Source organism: Streptomyces shenzhenensis (assembly GCF_021462265.1).
GTDB lineage: Bacteria > Actinomycetota > Actinomycetes > Streptomycetales > Streptomycetaceae > Streptomyces > Streptomyces shenzhenensis.
This window is the reverse complement of the sequence record NZ_JAJONF010000051.1, coordinates 39,207-62,936: the sequence shown is the minus strand read 5'-3', so window position 1 is coordinate 62,936 and position 23,730 is coordinate 39,207. Positions and strand designations below refer to the sequence as shown.

21 protein-coding genes and 1 tRNA gene are annotated in these 23,730 nt (G+C 72.3%); 15 read left to right on the top strand and 7 right to left on the bottom strand.

Annotated elements, in window-relative coordinates:
- The first annotated feature begins 27 nt into the window (after positions 1–27).
- Together LQ326_RS39905 and LQ326_RS39900 are read left to right on the top strand one after the other, a co-directional pair.
- Positions 28–405, top strand: a complete 378-nt coding sequence (locus tag LQ326_RS39905; protein ID WP_234543972.1) for a hypothetical protein — start codon at positions 28–30, stop codon at positions 403–405.
- Positions 384–1,655, top strand: coding sequence for a cupredoxin domain-containing protein (locus LQ326_RS39900; protein WP_234543971.1), 1,272 nt, complete (start codon positions 384–386; stop codon positions 1,653–1,655). The genes LQ326_RS39905 and LQ326_RS39900 overlap by 22 nt, the downstream gene beginning before the upstream one ends.
- A gap of 26 nt (positions 1,656–1,681) precedes the next feature.
- Here LQ326_RS39900 and LQ326_RS39895 read toward each other — a convergent pair whose 3' ends face one another.
- Positions 1,682–2,065, bottom strand: a complete 384-nt coding sequence (locus LQ326_RS39895; protein ID WP_234543970.1) for a hypothetical protein — start codon at positions 2,063–2,065, stop codon at positions 1,682–1,684.
- A gap of 565 nt (positions 2,066–2,630) precedes the next feature.
- On the opposite strand from LQ326_RS39895, the gene LQ326_RS39890 reads away from it, so the two are divergent.
- Positions 2,631–2,924, top strand: coding sequence for a heavy-metal-associated domain-containing protein (locus LQ326_RS39890; RefSeq protein WP_234543969.1), 294 nt, complete (start codon positions 2,631–2,633; stop codon positions 2,922–2,924).
- A gap of 112 nt (positions 2,925–3,036) precedes the next feature.
- A complete protein-coding gene (locus LQ326_RS39885; RefSeq protein WP_234543968.1) occupies positions 3,037–5,319 on the top strand; it encodes a heavy metal translocating P-type ATPase in 2,283 nt (760 codons plus the stop codon).
- A gap of 61 nt (positions 5,320–5,380) precedes the next feature.
- Here LQ326_RS39885 and LQ326_RS39880 read toward each other — a convergent pair whose 3' ends face one another.
- Positions 5,381–5,863, bottom strand: a complete 483-nt coding sequence (locus LQ326_RS39880; RefSeq protein ID WP_234543981.1) for a DUF2218 domain-containing protein — start codon at positions 5,861–5,863, stop codon at positions 5,381–5,383.
- A gap of 312 nt (positions 5,864–6,175) precedes the next feature.
- On the opposite strand from LQ326_RS39880, the gene LQ326_RS48950 reads away from it, so the two are divergent.
- Positions 6,176–6,355 carry an SbtR family transcriptional regulator gene (locus LQ326_RS48950; RefSeq protein ID WP_372497076.1) on the top strand — a complete coding sequence of 60 codons (180 nt, stop codon included), beginning with the start codon at positions 6,176–6,178 and terminating at the stop codon, positions 6,353–6,355.
- Positions 6,356–6,549: 194 nt separating this feature from the next.
- Here the strand turns inward: LQ326_RS48950 and LQ326_RS39875 are convergent, their stop codons facing one another.
- Complete coding sequence (locus tag LQ326_RS39875; protein ID WP_234543967.1) at positions 6,550–7,080, bottom strand: M56 family metallopeptidase; 531 nt, start codon at positions 7,078–7,080, stop codon at positions 6,550–6,552.
- Positions 7,081–7,748: 668 nt separating this feature from the next.
- The gene (locus tag LQ326_RS39870; RefSeq protein ID WP_234543966.1) at positions 7,749–8,519 is read right to left on the bottom strand and encodes a hypothetical protein; all 771 of its coding nucleotides are present in this window, start codon (positions 8,517–8,519) and stop codon (positions 7,749–7,751) included.
- Between the two features lie 608 nt (positions 8,520–9,127).
- Between LQ326_RS39870 and LQ326_RS39865 the strand changes: the two genes are divergently transcribed.
- The 3 genes from LQ326_RS39865 (at position 9,128) to LQ326_RS39855 (ending at position 10,914) form a co-directional block, all read left to right on the top strand.
- Positions 9,128–9,577: a hypothetical protein gene (locus LQ326_RS39865; protein WP_234543965.1), complete on the top strand. Its 450-nt coding sequence runs from the start codon at positions 9,128–9,130 to the stop codon at positions 9,575–9,577.
- 97 nt (positions 9,578–9,674) lie between these two features.
- Complete coding sequence (locus tag LQ326_RS39860; protein WP_234543964.1) at positions 9,675–10,316, top strand: DUF305 domain-containing protein; 642 nt, start codon at positions 9,675–9,677, stop codon at positions 10,314–10,316.
- A gap of 91 nt (positions 10,317–10,407) precedes the next feature.
- Positions 10,408–10,914 carry a hypothetical protein gene (locus tag LQ326_RS39855; RefSeq protein ID WP_234543963.1) on the top strand — a complete coding sequence of 169 codons (507 nt, stop codon included), beginning with the start codon at positions 10,408–10,410 and terminating at the stop codon, positions 10,912–10,914.
- On the opposite strand, the gene LQ326_RS39850 is transcribed toward LQ326_RS39855, so the two are convergent.
- Positions 10,880–10,953: transfer RNA gene (locus LQ326_RS39850), tRNA-Pro, on the bottom strand. The two genes, LQ326_RS39855 and LQ326_RS39850, sit on opposite strands and share 35 nt — an antisense overlap.
- Before the next feature lie 43 nt (positions 10,954–10,996).
- Positions 10,997–12,424 (bottom strand): MFS transporter, encoded by a 1,428-nt coding sequence (locus LQ326_RS39845; protein ID WP_234543962.1) that lies wholly within the window; start codon positions 12,422–12,424, stop codon positions 10,997–10,999.
- A gap of 272 nt (positions 12,425–12,696) precedes the next feature.
- Here LQ326_RS39845 and LQ326_RS39840 point away from each other — a divergent pair, with 272 nt between their 5' ends.
- A complete protein-coding gene (locus LQ326_RS39840) occupies positions 12,697–13,275 on the top strand; it encodes a TetR/AcrR family transcriptional regulator (RefSeq protein ID WP_181803373.1) in 579 nt (192 codons plus the stop codon).
- Between the two features lie 46 nt (positions 13,276–13,321).
- Here the strand turns inward: LQ326_RS39840 and LQ326_RS39835 are convergent, their stop codons facing one another.
- Positions 13,322–14,572, bottom strand: a complete 1,251-nt coding sequence (locus LQ326_RS39835) for a PP2C family protein-serine/threonine phosphatase (RefSeq protein WP_234543961.1) — start codon at positions 14,570–14,572, stop codon at positions 13,322–13,324.
- Positions 14,573–14,722: 150 nt separating this feature from the next.
- On the opposite strand from LQ326_RS39835, the gene LQ326_RS39830 reads away from it, so the two are divergent.
- The 6 genes from LQ326_RS39830 to LQ326_RS39805 all read left to right on the top strand — a co-directional run bounded on the left by LQ326_RS39830 (position 14,723) and on the right by LQ326_RS39805 (position 23,704).
- Entirely contained in the window at positions 14,723–15,697 is a 975-nt protein-coding gene (locus tag LQ326_RS39830) for a cyclase family protein (RefSeq protein WP_234543960.1), read from the top strand.
- 83 nt (positions 15,698–15,780) lie between these two features.
- Entirely contained in the window at positions 15,781–18,771 is a 2,991-nt protein-coding gene (locus tag LQ326_RS39825; protein WP_234543959.1) for a SpoIIE family protein phosphatase, read from the top strand.
- A 197-nt stretch (positions 18,772–18,968) separates the two neighbouring features.
- Positions 18,969–20,480 carry a sugar ABC transporter ATP-binding protein gene (locus LQ326_RS39820; protein ID WP_234543958.1) on the top strand — a complete coding sequence of 504 codons (1,512 nt, stop codon included), beginning with the start codon at positions 18,969–18,971 and terminating at the stop codon, positions 20,478–20,480.
- Positions 20,477–21,571, top strand: coding sequence for an ABC transporter permease (locus tag LQ326_RS39815; RefSeq protein WP_234543957.1), 1,095 nt, complete (start codon positions 20,477–20,479; stop codon positions 21,569–21,571). The genes LQ326_RS39820 and LQ326_RS39815 overlap by 4 nt, the downstream gene beginning before the upstream one ends.
- Entirely contained in the window at positions 21,568–22,812 is a 1,245-nt protein-coding gene (locus LQ326_RS39810; RefSeq protein WP_234543956.1) for a substrate-binding domain-containing protein, read from the top strand. The genes LQ326_RS39815 and LQ326_RS39810 overlap by 4 nt, the downstream gene beginning before the upstream one ends.
- A 268-nt stretch (positions 22,813–23,080) precedes the next feature.
- Positions 23,081–23,704, top strand: coding sequence for a DedA family protein (locus LQ326_RS39805; protein ID WP_234543980.1), 624 nt, complete (start codon positions 23,081–23,083; stop codon positions 23,702–23,704).
- Positions 23,705–23,730 lie beyond the last annotated feature (26 nt).

Sequence of the window (23,730 nt, the reverse complement as noted above, 5' to 3'; positions counted from 1 at the left end):
CGCCGTGTTCACCGGCACAGTCATCAAATGGGACCAGAAGGCTACGAGGCCCCGGCCCACAACCTGGACGTCGCGGCCGTACTCGCGACGGGCGCGCTCCACCAGGGGCTGCGCTCGGCATCCGGCCCCGGTACCGGGGTCCTCGTCCTGGTCAGCGGGCTGGCGCTCGCCGGATCCGTCATCCAGGCAGCCCACATCCTGACCCTGCTCGCCGGGCCGCCGCGTCTGCCCCGGCGGGGGCACCTGCACCCGCACCCGCGGCGTACCACCACAACGGCCGCCTCCACCGCCCCCTCGCTCAAGGAGAAACGACGGTGCCCGACCACTCAGTTCACGAGGCGCACGACGCTCACGCGTACCCGTCCAAGGAGCGCAGTACCGCTGTGCTCGACGTCCGCGGGCTGAGGTGGGCCTCCCAGCAGAGCACCGTCACGGCCGTTCCGGGACGCCGGCCGGGCGTCCTCGACGTGGAGGCCAACCCGGTGGCGCAGACGGCGACCGTGGTCTTCGATCCGCGGCGGACCACGCCGGCCGAGCTGCGCCGCCGGGTCGAGGAGTGCGGCTACCACGGCGCGGGCCAGTCCGTTCCGGCGCATGTCTGCGACCCGATGGCCGAGCCTGATCCACTCGCCCTGGAGGCAGCACCGGCCGAGCACGCTGCCGAGCCCCACGAACATGAGGCGCACGAACATGAGGCGCACGAACATGAGGCAGACATCCGCGAACCGGGCGCTGCGGCCGAGCACGCCGCTCCTGAGCACGAGGAGGGCATGCCCTCACCCCACGACATGATGGGCCACGGCGGGCACGGCGGTATGTGGATGGCGGCCATGGTCGCCGACATGCGCGGCCGCTTCCTCGTCGCCCGGCTCTTCTCCGTCCCCGTCGTGATCTGGCCGCCGATCGGCAGGGACGTCTTCAAGCTGGACATACCCGTCCCGTTCGGGCTGCGCGAGGACGTGTGGGCGCTGCTGCTGAGCCTGCCGGTGGTCTTCATCGGAGCGCTGCCCATCGCCGCGGGTGTCTTCGAACCGGCCTTCGGCCTGGTGCTCCGCCCCGAGATCGCCGCACTGTCCATGTCCCATTCCAGCTTCGTCGTCGCCGTCAACGCACTGTCCCTGAAGGGACTCCGGCTGCCCAGCGCGGCCCCCTCCCCCGCGCCGGCCCCCCCGGGAACCCACCGCCCTCAACAGCGGAGAGCCCGCCCGGCGCACAGCCTGGTCCACCGCAAAGGAAGTGCTCCCATGTCGTCCACACCTCACCCCCGGCGCACCGCTTCCCTGGTGTCGGCGGCTGCCGCCGCCCTGCTGCTGGCGACCGCCTGCACCAGCGGGAACGGCAGCTCCACAGCGACGTCCACCGCCACGGCCCCCAGCCCCGCCTCGTCCGCGACCACGGCCGGGGCCCCGCAGATCACCATGAAGAACTTCGCCTTCAGCCCGACCACACTGACCGTGAAGGCGGGCCAGAAGGTCACCGTGGCCAACGACGACTCCACCGCACACACCGTGACCGCCGCACAGGGCAAGACCTTCGACACCGGCAACGTCGCCCCCGGCAAGACGGGAACGTTCACCGCCCCGGCAAAGAGCGGCAGTTACCCCTTCGTGTGCACTTACCACGCCAACATGAAAGGGACGCTGATCGTGCGCTGAGGCACCGGGCCCGCACAATTCACTGATCAGGAAGACCGCGTGGCCGGCCCGGGCTCGTCCGGGCCGCCGGGGTTCCGGCTGCTGTGCACCGTGGCGGCCTCCTCTGCCCGGCGGGCCTGGGTGGCCTTCAGGTGACGCAGCTCCGCCTGCAGAGCACGGATCCGCCCTTCGATCGCTTCGTCGGTGAGCGTGGTCGGGTCGGACTCAGGCCCTTCGGCATCGGTGACGGACACGTCCACGTCCGTACGCCGGTCACGCATCATCACCAGCACGGTGAGCGGGCAGACCAGCAGGACCAGCAAAGGAAAGGCCACAAGGTCCCAGGAGGCAGGCAACGCCAGCGTCCCGACCACGGCAATGGCCAGTGGGACGAGGATCTTCCTGTTGAGGACTTTCTTGATCAGGCACACGCCGAGGCTCCTGACAGGCGAGGGGCCGGCGCCCTGAGCCCATCAGCCCCCGGCCGGCCGATCATGACGAATCTCCTTAGCACAGTAGCGCCACGACGACTTCCCCATACCCCACATGAGCCGGCCGACGGCCGCGGTGGCGAGCGGAGCGCTCGCGCGGTTCAGCACCTACTGGGACGACTCGCCGCACACCGACGTCGGGTGGGACACCTTCCGGAGCGCACCGCACACTCGGGGCTCTCGCCCGCCCGACGTAGCCGCAGGCCCGCCGGGCGGGAGCGGCCGGGATTCTCCGAAACCCGTTCCGACCACCACGGCGAGAGACGCCGCCGGTACTGACGGAAGTGCGGCAGACGCGCCCGATCCTGCGTCAGCACGCGCGCGACCAACACGCCGCGTACTAAGCACCTTAGTGAGCAGAACATGGGGCAACCGAAGCCATGTGGCCGGCATTACAGATCGAAGGATACCCCTGGGGGGTATATTGTCGGCACGGTCGGACAGGTCGAGGGAACCCCGTCGCCCGGGACCCGACCCCACGCAACCACACCCTGAGGAAGAAGCCATGACCGAACAGACGAACTCCAGCTCCTGCTGCGGCAGCGGTTCCTGCGGCTCGGGCGCCGTGACCGATGTTCAGGGCATCGGTGTCACCACCGTGTACAAGGTGTCGGGCATGACGTGCGGCCATTGCGAGGGCGCGGTCTCGCAGGAGATATCCGCACTGGACGGCGTCACCTCCGTGACGGCCGTCGCCAAGACCGGCGAGGTCACCGTCGCCTCGGCCGCCCCGCTCGACGAGGCGGCCGTCCGCGCGGCCGTCGACGAGGCCGGTTACGAGCTCGTCGGCCGGGCCTGACGGCTCCCGGGGCCTCCTGCCCCGGCACCATGCGATTCACCTCCCCGCGCCGGGACGTACCGCTCCGCTGATACGGACCCCGTACGCCCCGGCCTCTCCCAGGAGATACGCGATGACCAGCACGGCATCCGAGACGACACTCAGCAGCACGGCCCCTGTCCCCACCTCTGCGGTGGAGCTCTCCATCGGCGGCATGACCTGCGCCTCCTGCGCGGCCCGTATCGAGAAGAAGCTCAACCGCATGGACGGCGTCGCCGCCACGGTCAACTTCGCCACCGAGAAGGCGAAGGTCACCTACGGCACGGGCGTCGAGGTCGCCGACCTCATCGCCACCGTGATGAAGACCGGCTACACCGCCGAGGAACCACCGCCGCCCACACCCCCGTCCGGCGACACCGCCGAGGCCGAAGCCGCTCATACAGGGGACGGCGAACTGCTCTCGCTGCGTCAGCGGCTGCTCGTCTCACTCGTCCTGTCCGTGCCGGTCATCCTGATGGCCATGGTCCCGGTCCTGCAGTTCGACAACTGGCAGTGGCTGTCGCTGACCCTGGCCGCACCCGTCGTGGTCTGGGGCGCCTTCCCCTTCCACAAGGCGGCGTTCACCAACGCCCGCCACGACGCCGCGACCATGGACACGCTGGTGTCCATGGGCACCCTCGCCGCCTTCGGCTGGTCCCTGTGGGCCCTGTTCTTCGGGCACGCGGGCATGCCCGGCATGCGGCACGGCTTCGACTTCACCGTCTCCCGCACGGACGGATCCTCCTCGATCTACCTGGAGGCCGCGGCCGGCGTGACCGCGTTCATCCTCGCCGGGCGTTACCTGGAGGCGAAGTCCAAGCGCAGGGCGGGAGCGGCCCTGCGGGCTCTGCTGGAGCTGGGTGCCAAGGACGTCACCGTGCTGCGCGGCGGAAATGAAGTGCGCGTTCCGGTCGGGCAGTTGACGGTCGGTGACCGCTTCGTCGTCCGGCCCGGCGAGAAGGTCGCCACGGACGGCACGGTCGTCGAGGGCAGTTCTGCGGTCGATGCCTCGATGCTCACCGGCGAGTCCGTCCCGGTGGACGTGACGGTCGGTGACACGGTCAGCGGAGCCACCGTGAACGCCGGGGGCCGGCTGGTCGTCCAGGCCAGCCGGGTCGGCTCCGACACCCAGCTCGCGCGGATGGCGAAGCTGGTCGAGGACGCGCAGAACGGCAAGGCCGAGGTACAGCGGCTCGCGGACCGGATTTCCGGCGTCTTCGTTCCGGTCGTCATCCTCATCGCTCTGGGCACCCTGCTGACCTGGCTGTTCGTCACAGGGGACGCCACCGCCGCGTTCACCGCCGCCGTCGCGGTGCTGATCATCGCCTGCCCGTGTGCGCTGGGCCTGGCCACGCCGACCGCACTCATGGTCGGCACGGGCCGCGGCGCCCAGCTCGGCATCCTCATCAAGGGCGCCGAGGTCCTGGAGTCCACGCGGCGGGTCGACACCGTCGTCCTCGACAAGACCGGCACCGTCACCACCGGCCGGATGACCCTGCAGGACGTGTACGCCGCCGAGGGTGTGGACAAGGACGAACTGCTGCGCCTGGCGGGTGCGTTGGAACACGCCTCCGAGCACCCGATCGCCCAGGCCGTCGCCGCCGGTGCCGTGGAACGGGCCGGAAGTCTGCCCGTCCCGGAGAACTTCGAGAGCCTCGCCGGACTCGGCGTCCAGGGCGTCGTCGACGGCCACGCGGTCCTCGTCGGCCGCGAGAAGCTCCTGAAGGAGTGGGTCATCGGGCTTCCCCATGAGCTGGCCGAGGCCAAGGCCGCGGCGGAGGCCGAGGGGCGCACGGCGGTGGCGGTCGCCTGGGATGGCGAGGCACGCGGTGTTCTCACCGTTGCTGACGCGGTCAAGGAGACCAGCGCGGAGGCGGTCGCCGAGCTCCGCGGGCTGGGGCTGAAGCCCGTGCTGCTGACCGGCGACAACCAACTCGTCGCCGAGTCCGTCGCTCGTGCGGTCGGCATCGACGAGGTGATCGCCGAGGTCCTGCCCCAGGACAAGGTCGACGTCGTCAGGCGACTGCAGAACGAGGGCCGTACGGTCGCGATGGTCGGTGACGGCGTCAACGACGCGGCCGCCCTCGCCACCGCCGACCTGGGCCTGGCCATGGGCACCGGCACGGACGCGGCGATCGAGGCGGGAGACCTGACCCTCGTACGCGGTGATCTGCGGGTGGCCGCGGACGCGATCCGCCTCTCCCGCAAGACCCTGGCCACGATCAAGGGCAACCTCTTCTGGGCCTTCGGCTACAACGTCGCCGCCCTGCCGCTGGCCGCGTTCGGCATGCTCAACCCGATGATCGCGGGCGCCGCGATGGCCTTCTCCTCGGTCTTCGTGGTGACCAACAGCCTGCGGCTCCGATCCTTCAAGTAGGCACGTCGGCAATGCCGTTGACGAAAGGCGCCGGGGTCAGAAGACCGGGCGTCTTTCGTCGTCACCGAGTCCGGTCGCCGAGCACGTCCTGCGCGTCCGGGCGGCGGACTACGCCTTGCTGTCGCCTGCGATGGACGGCGCGTATGCCGGCGCGGCCCAGGATCACATGACCGCCCACGAAGAGAAGCTTGACCAGGACGATCACCAGGATGGCGTTGACGCCCCAACTGGTCCACGGTGAAGCGGCCGGCACGGCTCCGCCCAGGCCCAGGTGCAGGGCGACGGCCACGAGGACGACCGCGCCCAGTCCTGCCGCCTTGCCGAGCCCCCGGCGCTTCCCGGCTCCCGCGTCGGGCACATGGGCAGTGACAGCGGCCTCACCGGGTGCGTCCTCCGGTGCTTGGAGCGGCCTCCAGGTCACCCTCAGCCGGTCGCGGCGGCCGGTCTTCTCGATGCGTCCGGCGATGCCGTTCTGGAGTTGCCACAGGGTGTCCTCGTCGTCGGCTTCGACGCTCAGCATGAGCATGTCCGCGGTGGCCCGCAGCGTGCACAGGCCCTGGGCGAAACGGATGGTCCCCTGCGTGTCGGACCGGCATCGGGCGGGCGACGCTCTACAAGTACTTCCCGGACGTCGAGGCGATCCTGATCGCCCACCACGACCGGAACGTCACCGGCCACCTGCAACAGCTCGCCGACCTGCGTGACCGGCCAGGTGGCGCGGGCGAGCGGCTGGCAGCGGTGCTGAAGCACTACGCGCTCATCTGCCACCACCGCGGGCGCCACGGCACCCAGGAGTTCGCGGCGCTCGTGCACCGCCCCGAGCACATAGCCCCCGGCGCAGCGGCAACTCGTCGAGCTGTTCCAAGGTCTGCTGACCGAGGCCGCCGAGGCCGGCGAGCTCCGCGACGACGTCGCCCCGACAGAGCTGGCGAGCTACTGCCCGCACGCCCTCACGGCGGCCGGCGGCCTGCCCTCCGAGGCGGCCGTCCACCGGCTCGTCACGGTCACGCTGGCGGGGTTGCGCCCGGCGGGCTGAATCGGACCCACGCTCACCCCCCAGGACGGAACTCTCGTCTCGCGGGCGTCGGACCAGTGCCACCGACCACGCAATAAGATCATCTACGACACCAGGGCCAACCGGCGCCTTCAGGCAGGCGGCCGGTACTCCCGGTCAGGTGTTCCTACTGCGCGAAACGCACATCCATTGAGGTGAGGCGGGTCCTACAGGAGTCAGGGCACGCACGCCACCGTCAGGGGCAGCAGCGGAGCCACGACCGTGGCCCCAACGATCCCCAGCCATGCCACGCGGTGCGGCCGGGGCTGCGGCGCAAGGACGCGCCGCAGCCGGATGAGGACTCCCGATCCACCCGCACCCAGAGCCGCCGCCGGCGCCCGTCCCGCCGCGACCTCGCACATCGCCGTCGCCAGCGCGTCCCTGGAGTGATGCCGCAGGGCGCGGTCGTCCGCGATCATCTCCAGCAGCAGGTTCGTCTGCTCCTTGGCGTGCCGGGCGAGCGGCAGACCGCGGAACGCGCGCGAGAACGCGTCCACCAGGATCTTCAACAGGTGATGCCTGCCCGCGATGTGGGCGCGTTCGTGGTCCAGTACGGCGCGCAACTGCTCCTCGCTGAGGACGTCCAGCGCGCCGCTGGTGACGACCACGCGGGCGCGGCGTCCGGCCAGGCAGTACACGGCAGGAATGCCGTGGTCGACGATCGTGGCGCCGTACTCGGGCGCGGGTTCACCGACGAGAGTGAGCATGTCCAGCTGCCGGTTGAGGGCACGTCGCGCCCGCCAGGCGCACCGGCCTAGCCATCCGACCGGCAGCAGGATGACCACGACGGGTGCCGCGATCGCCAGGACGTCGTCGACGGTGAGGGGCGCCGCCTGCCGAAGGGGCGTCCGCAGGCAGTCCGCAGGCTGTGAGCAGCCCGATCATTCCGTCGTGCACATGCTGTTCGGCCGTCACCAAGTGGTACACAGAGAGGGCAGTGGCGACGACGAACGTGACCATGAGGCCCTGCCATGCCAGGACCGCGGCAGCCGGCGCCCGGTGCGCCCACGAGGCCCTGGCCAGCAGGGGCGGCACCACGGCACCCACCAGGACCGCGTATCCGGCCAGCCCCGCGGCTGTGATCATGCGCTGCTCCGCCTCTTCACCGCTCGGAGCGCCGAGCGTAGCGCGTCCGCTTCCTCGGTACTCATCTGTTTCCGAAACCGGCCGGAGCGCCCGCCGGGTCCGGGGTGTCCGCGACAGCGTCCTGCTGTGACCTCCAGCGACAGACGGCCAGTCGCAGACCTACTGGGCCAGGCGTGAGGAAACGACGGGGCGACGATGTGGTACTTCGTCGTGGTCTGCCTGGCCGGCTTCCACGACCGGTCGTCACGCTTCTGGTGCGCTGCGCCTGCCGAGGCCCGAGAGGCACTCGTCACCCGTCGCTCATCGCCACGAAGCCGCCGTGCCAACTGTGATACCAGACCTGGCCGGTGGTGGCGTTGACCGACAGCATGCCGGTGATCCTGCCGGACTTGAGGGTGTGCAGGGTGTAGTAGCCGGGGAAGGAATCCGCCTCACCCGCGGTGAGACCTGTGCCCTGGCCGCGCAGCCACTGCTGGGCGATGCTGCGGGCCTGCGCAGCAGAGACTCGCACCTGACTCTGGCTGCCGTAGCGCATGCCGTAGTCGGTGTTCCACATCATCGCCGGCCCGTACTCGATCTGCACGGCGCCGTCGACCGGGTTGACCAGGACCTCAGTGGCCATACGGCCACCGCTGGTCTCCAGCTCGGCGTAGAAGTTCCGGGAGAACTGCATCACCTCGCCGGCCTTGAGGCCGAGTCGGTCGGCGAACGCCTGCGCCCGTTGACGGGCCTGGTCAAGGGTCTGTACCCGGTTGCCATTGCCCGCCAGCCACCAGTTGCCCATCATGCCCTGGCCCATCATGCCGGGCGCCCACGAGCCCGGGCCGCCCATCATCCCGGGGCCCTGGGTGCCGCCCCACATGCCGGGGCCCCACCCGCTGGTAGGCCCTGCGGAGGGCGAGGTACCGCCCGGTCCGGGCGTCGTACCGGCCGATGTCGCGGGGATGGTGGCTCCGGCGTTACCGCCGCCGATGGCGTCGGCCGCGCATGCCCCAAGGGCCAGCGCGCCTGCCAGGGCCAGGGAGGCGGCGGTGGCCGCCCGTGTGCGCCTGCGGGTCATGATCCTCACCTCTTCCCGCCGGTCCGCCCACGGCCGCCGAGTGAGGCCGGGGGCCTGTCCGCTCCCAGACTCCCATCGGGCCGGCAGAGGCCCCAGGGGCCATCCGGCCCGCCCCGACGACGACCGGCCCACACGAGACGACAAGACCGGTGTCGCAGGCGGCCGCGCAGGCCCTGCCGCTCATGACGCGGCACCGTCGGCTGCCTGCCAGGGACGCGTCCACGCCGAAGTCGAGCCTGAGGTGGCCACTCGTCTCTGAGCAAAATGACCAACCATCGTTGAGCACCGACCGTCCACCGGCGGGGTCTCCGACGTCCCCAGCCGACTGTCACTCAAGGTCACACCTGCGTGATCGCTGCCGTGCACCGCTGACGGACACAGATCGGCCTACAGGACCCAGGCCCGGTCCCTCCAGCTCACCGCGTGGACGACTCCGGTCGGCACACCGATCCTGACACCGGCGACGGGGGCCGCCGGCCACCGCCGCCAGCCACTGACGCGGCATCCAGGTGCGCACCCGCAGCACGCCCTCGTCCGCTTCTGTACTCTCGGACGCCGAGATCCACATGGGATTCACAACGGCCGGACCCGGAGGTCCCGCAGTGGACGTGAGCCGACGCGTATGGACAGCAGGCGCCCTCGGGCACCTGCTGCTCGTCGTCGTGCTCGCGGTCTGCGTCCTCGTGATGCACACCCTGGGGCACCCGAACTCCCCTTCCACCGGGATGGGCACGCCCTCCCACGCTCCGGCCGCCGCGTTGAGAGACGGTCCGGCGGTTCACGAAGCCGGCTCGGCCGACGCGTCCACGGGGGCGCGCCCGACGATGAACACCGACCGGTCGTCGTCGGCTCACATGCCTCCGCCGCCGATGGACATGCTGTCGCTGTGTCTGGCCGTGCTGCTCGGAGCCTCGTTCCTCGCCGCGCTTCTGCGCGCCGCACTCACCCGCCGCTCCGACTGGCTGGCGCGTCTCCTGGCCCAGGCTCCCGTCCTGCTGCGGCCCAACCCTCCTCCACGCGGTCCCCGTCTCACACAGTTGTCGGTTCTGCGGCTGTAGGCCCAACCGTCCTGGCGGTCGCGTGCAACGCGCGACCCCGCGATGCCGCATGCGCCAAAACAGCCACAAGAACCAGACACACGAGGTGACATCGACCATGACTGCCTTCACGTGCGCCCCGCGCCGCAAGCCCACCCCCCGCCTCGCCGCCCTGGGCGTCATAGTCGCGGGAGCCCTGATCCTCTCTGCTTGCAGCAGCAACAGCGACGACATGGGCGGCATGCCCGGCATGGACCACGGCAGCACCACGTCCTCCGCCACGGCGACGTCCACGACCGGCGTCTACAACGAGGCCGACGTCAAGTTCGCCCAGATGATGATCCCGCACCACGAACAGGCCCTGGAAATGGCCAAGCTGGCCAACGGCCGGGCCTCCGACTCGGCGATCAAGAACATCGCCGCGAAGATCGAGAAGGCTCAGGATCCCGAGATCACGACCCTGAAGGGCTGGCTGCAGTCGTGGGCCAAGCCGGAAGCCATGGGCGACATGCCCGGGATGAGCATGGGCGAGGGCATGATGTCCGGCAAGGACATGAAGGGGCTCAAGTCCATGACGGGCGCCGAGTTCGACAAGATGTTCGCCCAGATGATGATCCAGCATCACGACGGTGCGATCAGCATGGCCAAGGACGAGCAGAAAAAGGGCCACAACGCCGACGCCAAGAAGATGGCGGGCGACATCGCCACGGGCCAGTCCACGGAGGTCAAGCAGCTGCAGAGCATCCTCGACCGACTCTGAGCCTCCGGTTCTCACCGGCCGCCCGGTCCCGCGGCTCACAGCCGTCGCGCCCGGGCGGCCGCCCGCCCCTTTGAACCGCCCGCATCGGCGCTTGGGGGCCGGGGAGTGCAGCGGCCATGCGACCAGCAAGCGCCGCCTGCCACTGTCCGAGGGAAAAGACAGCGAAGAAGCGCAGGAATGGCTCCAGGCCATCATCGAGGCCGCACAGGCCGGCCTGAGCCCGTCGCCGGCCATCATGAAGCTCGCCGAATACGGCGCAGCGAACATGGGCCTCGCCCTGCGCGGCCTGGAGTTGAAAACGCTCCTGCGACGCACCGCCGGCCACGGATCCCTGACCACCACTCAGCGCTACCCGCACCCGGACGTACACAAGATCACGGCCGCCGGGGCGGCGCTCTCCGCACACCTCAGCATGCTGCGCGCACCCCGCTCGCTGCCCGAGCCCGATCGTCGTGACCTGCTGCCCCCGGTCAAGGGCGCCGGTCCCCAACTGGTCCCCAAGAATGATCAAGGGCCGGTTTCGGATGCCTCCGAAACCGGCCCTGAACTGCGACTGTCTCCAGTCGGGACGACAGGATTTGAACCTGCGACCCCTTGACCCCCAGTCAAGTGCGCTACCAAGCTGCGCCACGTCCCGCTGCGGGGTCACGCGGTGGTCCACGTGATCACGCAGGTCAACACTACCGCACGCGTGCGGGTGCTGCCGCCGTCCGCTCCGTGACCGGGCCGGCGGCGCGGCTCGCGCGGCGGACCGGGACGAGGAGGGCGGCCCCGGCGGCGGCCAGGCAGAACAGCGCGAGCAGGGCCCAGGCGTGGGTGTAGCCGGAGGCGTACGGCAGCCCGGAGGGCTGGAGCCGGCCGGTGACCAGGACGCTGGTGAGCGCGGCGCCGATCGAGCCGCCGATGGTGCGGATGTTGGCGTTCATGCCGGTCGCCGCGCCGGTCTGCTCGGGCGGCACGCTGCCGACGATGAGGTTGGCCATCGAGGCGAAGGCCAGGCCGATACCGAGGCCGAACAGGCCCGCGACGACGCCGATCTGCCACTGCTGGTCGTGCCAGAGGGTGAGGAAGCCGCAGGCCAGGGCGCCGAGCGCGGCTCCCGCGGTGAGCTGCGCCTTGGCGCCGACGCGGTGTTGGAGGCGGCCGCCGATGACGCCCGAGAGGAACATGGCGATGAGCATGGGCAGCATGAGCAGGCCGGACTCGGTGACGGTGGCACCGAAGCCGTATCCGGCCGAGGCCGGGGTCTGGACGAAGCCGGGCAGGAAGGACCAGATCGCGTACATGCCGGCGCCGAAGAGAAGGGCGGCCGTGTTCGTGGTCCAGACGGCGCGCTGCCGCATCACGCGCAGGTCGATCAGCGGGGTGGCGGAGCGGGCCTCGGCGAGCAGCCAGACGGCGAACAGGACGACCGCCGTGCCGAACATGCCGAGGACCCTGGCCGAGCCCCAGCCCCACTGCCCGGCCTGGCTCAGCGGCAGCAGCAGCGCCACCAGCCAGGCGGAGAGCAGTCCGGCACCGAGCCAGCTGACGCTGCCCGCGGCCCGCTTGGGCGACTCCGGGACGTAGCGGGCGGCGATCAGGACGGTCGCCGCGACCACGCCGACCGGGATCCAGAACAGCCAGCGGTAGTCGAGCGCCGAGACGATCGGGCCCGCGGCCACGATGCCGACGCCGCCGCCGGCCGCGATCACCGCGGACAGGTTGCTGATGCTGCCGCTGACCTCGGCCGCGGTGAACTCGTCGCGGATGATGCCGAACGAGAGCGGGAACAGGGCGCCGCCGATGCCCTGGACGACCCGGGCGACGATCAGGACGCCGATGTTCGGCGCGAGTGCGGCGAGCAGGCAGCCGGCCAGGACGGCCAGCAGGACGGCGACGAGGGTGCGCTTCTTGCCGGTCAGGTCGCCGACGCGGCCGAGTATCGGGGTGAAGACCGAGGCGGACAGCAGGTAGGCCGTCATCACCCAGGTCGCGGTGGACTGGGAGGTGTGCAGGGCGTGCTGGACGGTCGGCAGGGCCGGTGCGACCAGCGACTGGAGCATGGAGAACACGCCGGCACCGGTCGCGAGGACCGCGAAGGTGAGGCGGGTGGACTTCCGGGGCATGAAGAACCTCTCCGAAATCGGAACGGAGGGAAAAGGAGGGAAAAGGAGGGAAGCAGGGGGAAAAACGGAAGGGAAGCAGGGGAAAGCAGAGGAAAGGTGACGGAGATGCCGGTGAGCGCGCGGGAGGCGGAGGCCGGGCCGCGTCCGGCCATGGCGTTGCCGCTCCGCACTGCTAAAGTGGAGGTACCCCTCCACTCTACTGGAGGCCACCCTCCGCTTCAACCGAAGTCGAGGAATCCCTCCGGTTCACCCTTGTCACGCGGGAGGCAGCAGTGACGGACAGTCCGTTCCCCGTCAGTGGAATCGTCGCGTCCCGGAGACCGCACCGTAAGGACGCCGCCCGCAACTACGACGCGCTGATCACGGCCGCCCGCGAGGCGTTCGCCGAGCGGGGCGCGGACGTCTCCCTGGAGGACGTCGCCCGCCGCGCGGGGGTCGGGATCGGCACCCTGTACCGGAACTTCCCCACCCGCCGCGACCTCTTCGAGAGCGTCTACGCGGACGAGGTCAACGCGCTGTGCCGGGCCTCCGTGGACCTGGCCGAGCTGGAGCCGTGGCAGGCGCTGACCTCGTGGCTGGACCGCTTCACCGGCTACATGGTCACCAAGCGGGCGGTGCGCGAGGCCCTGAACGACGAGTCGGAGATCTTCCAGGCCTGCCGTGACTCGATGTACGCGGCCGGCGGCCCGCTGCTGGAGCGGGCCCAGAAGGCGGGCGCGGTCCGCACCGACATGGAGATCGGCGACCTGCTCCGCATGGTCTCCGGCATCACGGCCACGGCCTTCGACGACGACGCCCAGCGCGACCGCGTCCTCGGCATCGCCCTGGACGGGGTGCGCGCCGGCCGCTAGGAACTCCGCTCCCCCGTCGGAGTCCTACGGCTGGAAGCCGTACGGCTCAGAGCCGTACGACGATGAGCGCGACATCGTCCAGGCCGCCGCTGGCGACGCCCAGGCGGGCCAGGACGGTGTCGGCGAGCTGTTCGGTGCCCAGATGGTTGAACTCGCCGAGGACATGGGCCAGTTGATTCAGGCCGACATCGATGTCCTGGTCCCGCCGCTCGATGAGCCCGTCGGTGTACAGGACGAGGGTGTCGCCTGGTCTGTAGGCCAGGCTCGCCTGCGGGCGGGGGACGTGGTGCGGACGGGCGCCGAGCGGTGGGTCGGTGGCCTGGTCCAGCAGTTCGCAGCTGCCGTCGGGGTGGATGAGCATCGGCGGCGGGTGGCCCGCGCTGCTGTAGGTGATCAGACGGCTGCGCAGGTCGACGACGGCCTTGACGACGGTGGTGCCCAGCGCCCCCTCGACCGACCTGGCGTACAGGCCGAGGACCTCCAGGGCCTGGGCGGGACGTTCCAGGGCCCGGACGGCGGCGGACAGGGCGCTGCGGAGCATGCCCATGACGGCCGCCGCCTCCAGGCCGTGGCCGATGACGTCGCCGACCGCGACGGCGAACCGGTCGGGCGGGATGTCGACGACGTCGTACCAGTCACCGCAGACGTTGAGGGAGCCGGTGGCGGGCAGGTAGCGCACCGCGATGTCCCGGTGGTGGGCCAGGTCGGGGACGCGGAGCATGGCCTCCTGCAGGATGAAGGCGACCTCGCGTTCGCGGGTGTGGGCCTGCCGCAGCTCCTCGTTGAGCCGTTGCAGTTCCCGCGCCCGCGCGTACAGTTCCGCCTCCAGCGCCTGCGTCTCCTCCGGCCGCTCCCCCGCCTGCAAGCCGTGGGGACGGGCGGCCCGGTACTCCTTGACGAACGCGGTGACGTCCTCCACCCGGTGGATGATGTAGGCCACCTGCCCGTCCGGGCCGAGCACGGGGGTGTTCACCGGGGACCACCAGCGCTCCTCGAAGGCCCCGGGCCTCCCCATGACGGGGATGTCGTACTTCTGCAGCGCCATCGTGTCGGGCCGGGCGGTGGCGAGGACCCGGTGCAGGGAGGCGCCGAGATTGCGGACCCCGTCGGCGTCGGGGTCGGCGGGGTTGTCCGGGAACGCGGTGAAGATGTGCCGCCCGACCAGGTCCTCCCGGGTGCGCCGGGTGGCCGCCAGATAGGCCCGGTTCACATCGACGATGACCAGGTCGGGGCCGAGCACGAGATACGGGCTCGGTGTCGCGGCGAACAGCGCCGTGTGATCAACCCGCGATGCCACCGCTGACGCTCCTTCCCGCCTCAACGGCTTCCTCCTCAATCTACGGTCCGGGCCGCGGCTCTGCCCGCCGTGCGACCGGCCCTGCGGACCCGGCGGGCCGGCGCGGGTCGTGCGAGGCTGGAAGCCCGACGCTGGGAACGGTGAACACGGATGAACGCGAGCGCGAGCCCCGCGGACGGTCCGGATCCGGGGCCGGCCGGTGCCGGGAACGGGCCCGCCGTCTCCCGCCGGGAGTTCGACACGCTCTTCGCGGCGGTCCGCACCTGGGGCCGCTGGACCCCGGCCGACCGCGGCGCCTGGAACCGGGTGACCGCGCAGCACGTGCGGCGGGCCACGGGTGCGGTGCGGTCCGGTCAGGTCGTACCGCTGGCGCTGCCCTGGAACACCGTGCCCGGCCCCGACAACCCCCGGCCCGCCCTGCACCACATGACCGATCTCGGTGACGTGCAGAGCCCGGAGCCCGCCACCCACAAGGACTTCATCGCCGCCGACTACCACGGCAAGGCCGTCACCCATCTCGACGCCCTGTGCCATGTCTCCTACCGGGGACAGCTCTACGGCGGCCGGCCGGCGAGGGAGGCCGTCGGTGCGGCGGGGACGCGGTTCGCGGCGGTGTCGGCGCTCGGCCCCCTCGTCACCCGGGGCGTTCTCCTCGACCTCCCCGCCGTCCTGGGGGTCCGCTGGCTGGAGCCGGGGCTGGCGGTGCACGCGGCGGACGTCATCACCGCGGAGCGGGCGCTCGGCGTCAGGATCGGCGAGGGCGACGCGGTGCTGCTGCGCTCCGGGCAGGCCCGCCGCCGCGCGGACCTCGGCGCCTGGGACCCGGACACGGCCTGCGCGGGCTTCCACGTGGACGCCGTACCGCTGCTGGCCGAGCGCGGCATCGCGCTGCTCGGCGGGGACGGCGACAGTGACGTACGGCCCTCCCCCGTGGACGGCGTGCACTCGCCCGTCCACGCCCTGCTGCTGGCCGCGATGGGGGTGCCGCTCCTGGACAACCTCGGCCTTGAGGCACTGGCGGCCGCGACGGCCCGGGCGGGACGGCACGAGTTCCTGCTCGTCGTGGCGCCGCTGGATATCCCGGGCGGGACGGGCTCGCCGGTCAACCCGGTCGCCGTTCTGTGACACCGAATGGACGATGTCTGTAATGCACCGTATATCCTTTTATGGTAGGGAAACGGATTCTGCGGGAGCGAATGAGGCGAAGCGTGGTTCGGGGTGGCGGGAAAGCGACAGCGACGGACGGCAAGGGGCCCGCCCGTTCGCGTGAGCGCTTTCTGCAGGGCGAGGCGGTCGAAGCCGGCGTCCGCGTCCCCATCTGGCACTCGTGGCAGCGCTGCCGGGCCCTGGGGCTCTCCCCCGACCAGCCCGGGCTCCCCTTCCTGCAGGACTTCGAGCACGACTCCCGGATCGTCCGCGCGGCCGTGCCGGTGCTGGACCGGCTGCAGTCCTGGTTCGCCGGCACCAGGATGAACATCTCCCTCGCGGACGCGAACGGGACCGTGCTGCTGCGCCGCTTCGGAGAGCCGTCCCTGGCCAGGACCCTCCCGGCGTTCCAGCGCGTCCCCGGGTTCGTCTTCGCCGAGCAGTACGCCGGCACCAACGGCATCGGGCTCGCGCTGGCCGAGCGGCAACTCGTCCAGGTCTACGGCGCCGAGCACTTCGCCGAACGCTCGCAGGGCAACGCCTGCCGGGCCGTTCCGGTCCGCGACCCGATCAGCGGCCGCATCGAGGGCGTTCTGTGCCTCGGCTACCCGCGCGGCGTCGAGGACCCGGCGCTGGCCACGGTGATACGCCGGGCGGCCCACGCCGTCGAGAGGCGGCTGCTCGGACAGAGCTCCGAACGCGAGCGCGCCCTGCTGCGGGCGTACCTGGACACCCGCGCCGAGACCGCCGCCCTGCCGCACCACAGCGTCGGGGTCGGCGACCTGGGCCCCGGGATACGCCCCGGCGACCAGGCGATCCTGCGGGAAAAGGCCGCCCAGCTGATCTCCCGCGCACAGCGGGCCGCGGTCCGCGTGGTCCTGTCCGACGGCCGGGAGGTCACGCTGGTGAGCCGTCCGATGACGACCCCCACGGGGGTGGAGGGCTTCGTCACCGAGGCCGTCCTGCCCGGCCCGGTACCGTACGAGCCGCTCCTCATCGCGTGGCCCGCCGAGGAACCGCGCCTCGCCCTCGCCCCCACCGGCTTCGCCCGCGCCACCGCCGGGTCCGCCACGGCCGCGGAAGCCGCCGTCACGCGCGTCCAGGCGACGTCCGTCGTCCTCACCGTTCCGCCGTCCACGGCCGTTCCCGTGGCCGCGACAGGCCCGGCACCCGTCCCGGCACCCGTCCCCGCGGCACCCGGCCCGCCTTCCCTTCCCGCGGCGACCGGGCCCGTGCCCCTGCGAGCCGGTACGCGCGGCGCCGGCACGATGGCGGTCGAGCCGGGCGGGGGCACCGGCGCGGCGGTGGGCGGTCGTCCGGACGCACCGACCCCGGCAGGTCCGCCGGCCAGGGGGCTGGTGCTGGTGGGAGAGCCGCACGTGGGCCGGTACGCGCTCGCCGCCCGGCGCCGCCTGGAGCTGCTGAGCGACGCCAGCACGCGCGTCGGGACCACCCTGGACGTGCGCCGTACCGCCGAGGAGCTCGCCGAGACGGCGGTGCCACGGCTGGCCGACCACGTCACGATCGACCTGCCCGAGGCCGTACTGCGGGGCGAGGAGGCCGCCGACCCCTTCTCGGACCTGTATCGCACGGTGGTCCACGGCATCGCCGACGACTGTCCCTTCTACCCGGTCGGCAAGCGCGTCGACTACGGCCCGGCCACGCCGCAGCTGCGCTGCCTGACCAGCGGGCAGGCGGTGCTGGAACCGGACCTGAGGGCAGCCATGGGCTGGCTCGCCCACGACCCGCAGCACACGGACGCACTGCTGAGCCACGTCCGCTCCCTCGTCGCCGTCCCCCTCGTGGCCCGCGGCGTCATCCTCGGCGTGGCCGCGTTCTACCGCGGGCAGCACTCCGCCCCCTTCGACGACGACGACCGCTCGCTCCTCCAGGAACTCGCCGGCCGGGCCGCCCTGTCCGTCGACAACGCCCGCCGCTATACGCGGGAGCGCACCATGGTCCTGGCGCTGCAGCGCAGTCTGCTCCCGCAGGGCCTGCCCGACCAGGACGCCGTCGAGGTGGCGCACCGCTACCTGCCCGCGGAGTCCGACGTGGGCGGCGACTGGTACGACGTCATCCCCCTCTCCGGCACCCGGGTCGGCCTCCTGGTCGGTGACGTGGTGGGGCACGGGATGCTCTCGGCCGCCACCATGGGGCGGCTGCGCACCGCCGCCCGCAGCTTCGCCGAACTCGACTTCTCCCCCGACGAGGTGCTCACGCACCTCGACAACCTGGTGGGCCGCCTGGACCGGGAGGCTCCCGCCACGGGCGAGGCGGGCATCATCGGCGCGACCTGCCTGTACGCCGTCTACGACCCGACCACGCAGCAGTGCAGCATGGCCCGGGCCGGGCATCCGCCCCCCGCGCTCGTCCTCCCCGACGGCACGGTCTGCTTCCCCGACCTGCCGGCCGGGCCCCCGCTGGGCCTCGGCGGCCTGCCCTTCGAAGCGGTCGACGTCGACCTCCCCGAGGACAGCCGGCTGGTCCTCTACACCGACGGGCTCATCGAGGGCCGGAACCGCGACGTCGACGTGGTTCTCGGCCGGTTGCGCGACACCCTCGCCCACCCGGGCCGTACGCCCGAGGAGATCTGCGAGACGGTCCTGGACACCGTGGCTCCGGTCCACCCGGATGACGACATCGCCCTGCTCGTCGCCCGTACCCGTGCCCTGGCCCCCGACCGGATCGCCACCTGGGACCTGCCCGCCGACCCGTCCCTCGTCAGCGAGGTCCGCTCGTCGGCGCTGCGCCGACTGGCCGACTGGGGACTTGAGGAGACCGCGTTCGCCGCGGAGCTGGTGCTGAGCGAACTGGTCACCAACGCCATCCGCCACGGCTCCGGTCCCGTGCGCGTACGCCTGCTGCACGACCGCACCCTGATCTGCGAGGTCTCCGACCACAGCAACACCGCCCCGCACCTGCGCCGGGCGGCCACCACCGACGAGGGCGGCCGCGGCCTCTTCCTGGTGGCCCAGCTGACCCGGAGCTGGGGCACCCGCTACCTCCGGGAGGGAAAGGTCATCTGGGCGGAGTGCGCGCTCGGCGCCGCCTGAGGCCGCGGGCGCTCGGATCGCGGACGCTCACGGTCATGGGCCCGGCTGACCCGTCGGTGTCATCTCGGCCGGCGAATTCGCCACGTGTTCACCACATGGGCGCCGGATCCGGAATGCCATGATCTGTCCCACTAGTATCGCTGGCGAGAGGCAGCGCCGGGACGAAGAAAACGCCAGGCCGACCCCCGGAGATCTCCGTGCACGACCCTCCCGACCCGCTGGTACGGATCCGCGGGCTCGCCAAGCGGTTCGGCGGGACCCGTGCGCTGGACGGGGTCGACCTCGACGTCAGGGCCGGCAGTGTGCTCGCCCTGCTCGGGCCCAACGGTGCCGGAAAGTCCACGCTCATCAAGGTGCTCGCGGGGGTCCACCATGCCGACGCGGGCTCGGTGACGGTGGCCGGGCACCCGCTCGGAAGTCGCGCCGCCGCCCGCGGGATGTCCTTCATCCACCAGGACCTCGGGCTCGTGGAGTGGATGACCGTCGCCGAGAACATCGCCCTGACCACCGGATATCCGCGCCGCGCCGGACTGATCTCCTGGCGGCTGACCCGGCAGCGGTGCGCCGAGGCCCTGGAGGCGGTCGGCGGGCACCTCGATCCGGACACGCCGGTCGCCCGGCTCGGTCCCGCCGAGCGTTCGCTGGTCGCCGTCGGCCGGGCCCTGGCGGCGCAGGCCCGGCTCGTCGTGCTCGACGAGCCGACCGCCCGCCTGCCCGCCGCCGACTGCGCCCGCCTCTTCGGGGTCCTGCACGCCCTGCGGGACCAGGGGCGCGGCATCCTCTACGTCACCCACCGCATGGACGAGGTGTTCCAGGTGGCCGACGCCTTCGCCGTCCTGCGCGACGGCCGGCTCGTCAGCCACGGCCCGCTGGCGGGCCACAGCCCCGCCCGGCTGGTCCACGACATCGTCGGCACGGAACCCGTCCGCCCGCTTCCCGCCGCCGTGCCCGCGGGCGGCCCGCCCGTCCTGGTCCTCGACGGCGCACGGACCGCCGGCACGGCACCGGTCACCCTCGAGCTGCGGGCCGGGGAGGCCCTGGGCCTGGTCGGCCTCTCGGGCGCCGGACACGTGGAGCTGGGCCGCGCGCTGGCCGGCGCCCGGCCCTTCCTCGGCGGCCGGGCCCTTCTGGCCGGCCGGCCCTACCGGCCCCGCACCGTCACCGACGCCGTCGCCGCCGCGGTCGGCCTCGTGCCCGGCGACAGACAGCGGGAGGGCTGTGCCATGGGGCTGACCGTGCGCGAGAACCTGCTGGCCAATCCCCGGGCGGGCGGTCTGCCCGCGCTGCGCTGGACGGGTCCCCGCCACGAACGCGCCCGGGCCGCGGAGCTGATCGAACGGTTCGCGGTGCGCCCCCGCGACACCGAGGCCCCCCTCGCCACCCTGTCCGGCGGCAACCAGCAGAAGGTCCTGATCGGGCGATGGCTCAGAGCGGACCTGCGGCTGCTGATCCTGGAGGAGCCGACCGCGAGCGTGGACGTCGGGGCGAAGGCCGCGCTGCACCGCCTGCTCGACGAGGCGCTGGCCGGCGGTCTCGCGGTGCTGCTGGTCTCGACCGACTTCGAGGAGGTGGCGGGCGTGTGCCGGCGTGCCCTGGTGTTCGTCCGCGGCCGCGCGGCCACCGAGCTGAGCGGGGCCGGCCTCACGGTCACGGCGCTGGCCCGGGCGGCCTCGGCCCTGCCTGCCCCCGGCACCGCCACGGACTCATGACCGCCGCGCCGCCCCCCTCCTCGCCCCGCCCCCGGCCGCTCGGGCGCAGTCCGCGCTGGCACCTCGCGGGCGCCTACGGCCTTGTGGTTCTCACCGCGCTGCTCGTGCTGGCCTTCTCCCTGGTGCTGCCGCACACGTTCCCCACCCGGGACACCGTCGACTCGATCCTGTCCACCCAGTCGATCCCGGCCGTCCTCGCGCTCGCCGCCATGGTCCCCATCGTGACCGGCTCCTTCGATCTCTCCCTCGGCTACGGTCTGGGACTGGCCCATGTCATGGTGCTGCGGCTCGTCGTCGACGCCGGATGGCCGTGGCCCTGGGCGTGCCTGGCGGTGATCGCCGGCGGCGGGGTGGTGGGCGTCCTCAACGGTCTGATCGTCGAGTTCGGCCGCATCGACTCGTTCATCGCCACCCTCGGGACCGGCAGCATGCTGTACGCCGTGACCGGCTGGGTCACCGGCGGCGGCAGGGTCGTCCCGGGCCCGGGCGGTCTGCCGGCCGCCTTCACCGACCTCTACGACTCCACGCTCCTCGGCCTGCCGCTGCCCGCGTTCTACGTGCTCGGCGTCGCCGTCGTCCTGTGGGTGGTGCTGGAACGGCTGCCGCTCGGCCGGTGCCTGTACGTCATCGGTGCCAACCCGCGGGCCGCCGAGCTGGTCGGCATTCCGGCCCGCAGGTACACCGTCTACGCGTTCGCGGCGTCGGGGCTGATCGTCGGCTTCGCCGGGGTGCTGCTGGCGGCTCAGCAGCAGATCGGCAATCCCAGCGTCGGTCTCGACTATCTGCTGCCCGCGTTCGTCGGCGCCCTCCTCGGCTCCACCGCGATCCGGCCCGGCCGTCCCAACGCCCTGGGCACGCTCGTCGCCGTCGCCGTGCTGGCCGTCGGCCTCACCGGGATCGGCCAGCTGGGCGCCGCGTTCTGGACGGTCCCCCTGTTCTACGGCGGCACACTGCTGCTCGCCGTCGGCCTGGCCGGGTACTCGGCCCGCCGGCTGCGCACCGGGGCCGACGCGGCCCACGGCACACCGGCGGCTCCGCCCCGCCCGCCGGCGTCGGCCTCCGAAGACGGACCCGCGGACCCCACACCATGACCACGGCCTCCACCAGGGGCTCCGGCCCCGTCCCCAGCCAGGGCGAGACGTTCGTCGCTCCGCGAGGAGGTCCCGTGCGCCGCGCCCGCGAGGCCGGCGGCCTTCAGGCCGGCCGGATCAGGACCGTCGGGCTCGCGCTGCTGGCCGCGGCCGTCGCCCTGGCCGGCTGCCAGCGTGGTTCGTCGAAGGGCCCCGGCACGGCCGCCACCGGCCCGAGTGGCTGTCCCGCCGTGCAGGCCGCAGCCGTGGCCGCCGTCGCACGGGCGGAGCGGACCGACAACACCTGGAACGGGCCGGCCACCGGCCCCGCGGCGGTGTCCGGCAAGACGATCGTCTACGTCGCGCAGACCATGACCAATCCCGGAGTCGCGGGCGTCGCCGGCGGCCTGCGGGAGGCCGCGCGCGTCATCGGCTGGCGCGTCCGGGTCATCGACGGCGGCGGCAGCCCCGCCGGTATCCAGGCGGCCATGAGCGAGGCCGTCGACCTGCGGCCCTCGGGCATCGTCATCGGCGGCTTCGACCCCGGCTCGACCGCGCAGCAGGTCGGCGCGGCGGGCGCGGCCGGCATCCCCCTCATCGGGTGGCACGCGGTCGCGGCCCCCGGCCCGAGCAGGCGGCCCCCGCTCTTCACCAACGTCACCACCCGCGTCGCGAACGTGGCCGGCATCAGCGCGCAGTGGATCATCGCGCACTCCGGCGGCCGGGCCGGGGTGGTGCTGTTCACCGACGCCTCGGTCCCGTTCGCGAAGCGGAAGTCCGAGCTGATCAGAGAGAAACTCGCCACCTGCGCCGGGGTCCGGCTGCTCGCGTACGAGAACATCCCGATCCCGGACGCCGGCAGCCGCACCCCGCGCGAGATCGCCTCCCTGCTCTCCCGCTTCCCGGACACGTGGACGCACTCCGTCGCCATCAACGACCTGTACTTCGCCGACGCCGCCCCCGCCTTCCGGGCCGCCGGCCGGAAGGGTGCGGGACCGCCCTTCAACATCGGTGCCGGGGACGGCGACCCGTCCGCCTTCCAGCGCGTCAACAGCCGGCAGTACCAGGCGGCCACCGTTCCCGAGCCGCTGTCCGAGCAGGGCTGGCAGATCGTCGACGAGTTCAACCGCGCCTTCTCCGGCCGCCCCGCCAGCGGCTATGTCGCCCCCACACATGTCTCGACGGCCGCCAACAGCGCCGGAGCCACGGCCTGGGACCCGCCGGGCTACCGGGAGGCCTACCGGAGGATCTGGCGCCGCTGACCCGCCCGCACGGCCACCGGCCCGGCCGGTTCCAGCGGGCCGCGGTGCACACCGGCACTGGCCGTCACATCGAAGAGAGGTCTCCCTTGGACCCACCATCGACGACAGATCCCGTGCGGCCGGGCACACCCGCGTCCGGACATCCTGGGCAGTATGTACGACACCTGATGCGGGACGTCCGGGTGCGCGGTGTCGCGGGCGGGTACGCGGGCCCGGCACGGGACACTTGAGTGGGACGGCCGGCGAACGGGGCGGGGAGGCGAACGTGGTGATCGCCGTCAATCCGACGGACAGCGGCTCGCTGCTCGCCGCCTTCGGGGCGCTGGGCGTACTGGCGGTGATCTTCGCCGAGTCGGGGCTGCTGGTGGTGGGTTTCTTCCTGCCGGGTGACACGCTGCTCTTCCCCGCCGGTGTGCTGTGCGCGGCGACGGCGGACCGGCCGCCCCGCCTGGAGCTGTGGCAGGTGCTGGTGTGCGCGGCCGTGGGTGCGGTGGCGGGCGGGCAGGTCGGCTATCTGATCGGCCGGCACGGCGGGCGGCCGCTGCTGGCCCGTACCTCCCGGGCGCGGGTGCGGGAGGGTGCCGTCCGGGCGGAGCGGCTGCTGGCCCGCTACGGATACGGCAAGGCGCTGGTGATCGGCCGTTTCGTGCCGATGCTCCGGTCGGTGCTGCATCCGGCGGCCGGCGCGCTCGGGGTGCCGGTGCGGCCGTTCACCCTCTGGCAGACCGTCGGCGGTGTCCTGTGGTCGCAGAGCTTCGTCCTCGCCGGATACGCCCTGGGCTCCTCGGTCTCCCACATCGACCGGTATCTGCTGCCGCTGGTCGGCGTGATCGTCGTCCTGTCCCTGCTGCCGCTGCTGGTGGAGACCCGCCGGGCACACCGCGGCCGCTGACTCGGCTCCCCGGCGGGGACAACGGA

Bases quoted from the DNA above. Each gene is read 5' to 3' on its own strand.
- LQ326_RS39905 (WP_234543972.1), top strand. From the start codon at position 28: ATGGGACCAGAAGGCTACGAGGCCCCGGCCCACAACCTGGACGTCGCG.
- LQ326_RS39890 (WP_234543969.1), top strand. From the start codon at position 2,631: ATGACCGAACAGACGAACTCCAGCTCCTGCTGCGGCAGCGGTTCCTGC.
- LQ326_RS39885 (WP_234543968.1), top strand. From the start codon at position 3,037: ATGACCAGCACGGCATCCGAGACGACACTCAGCAGCACGGCCCCTGTC.
- LQ326_RS39875 (WP_234543967.1), bottom strand. From the start codon at position 7,080: ATGCTCACTCTCGTCGGTGAACCCGCGCCCGAGTACGGCGCCACGATC.
- LQ326_RS39870 (WP_234543966.1), bottom strand. From the start codon at position 8,519: ATGACCCGCAGGCGCACACGGGCGGCCACCGCCGCCTCCCTGGCCCTG.
- LQ326_RS39860 (WP_234543964.1), top strand. From the start codon at position 9,675: ATGACTGCCTTCACGTGCGCCCCGCGCCGCAAGCCCACCCCCCGCCTC.
- LQ326_RS39845 (WP_234543962.1), bottom strand. From the start codon at position 12,424: ATGCCCCGGAAGTCCACCCGCCTCACCTTCGCGGTCCTCGCGACCGGT.
- LQ326_RS39830 (WP_234543960.1), top strand. From the start codon at position 14,723: ATGAACGCGAGCGCGAGCCCCGCGGACGGTCCGGATCCGGGGCCGGCC.
- LQ326_RS39815 (WP_234543957.1), top strand. From the start codon at position 20,477: ATGACCGCCGCGCCGCCCCCCTCCTCGCCCCGCCCCCGGCCGCTCGGG.
- LQ326_RS39810 (WP_234543956.1), top strand. From the start codon at position 21,568: ATGACCACGGCCTCCACCAGGGGCTCCGGCCCCGTCCCCAGCCAGGGC.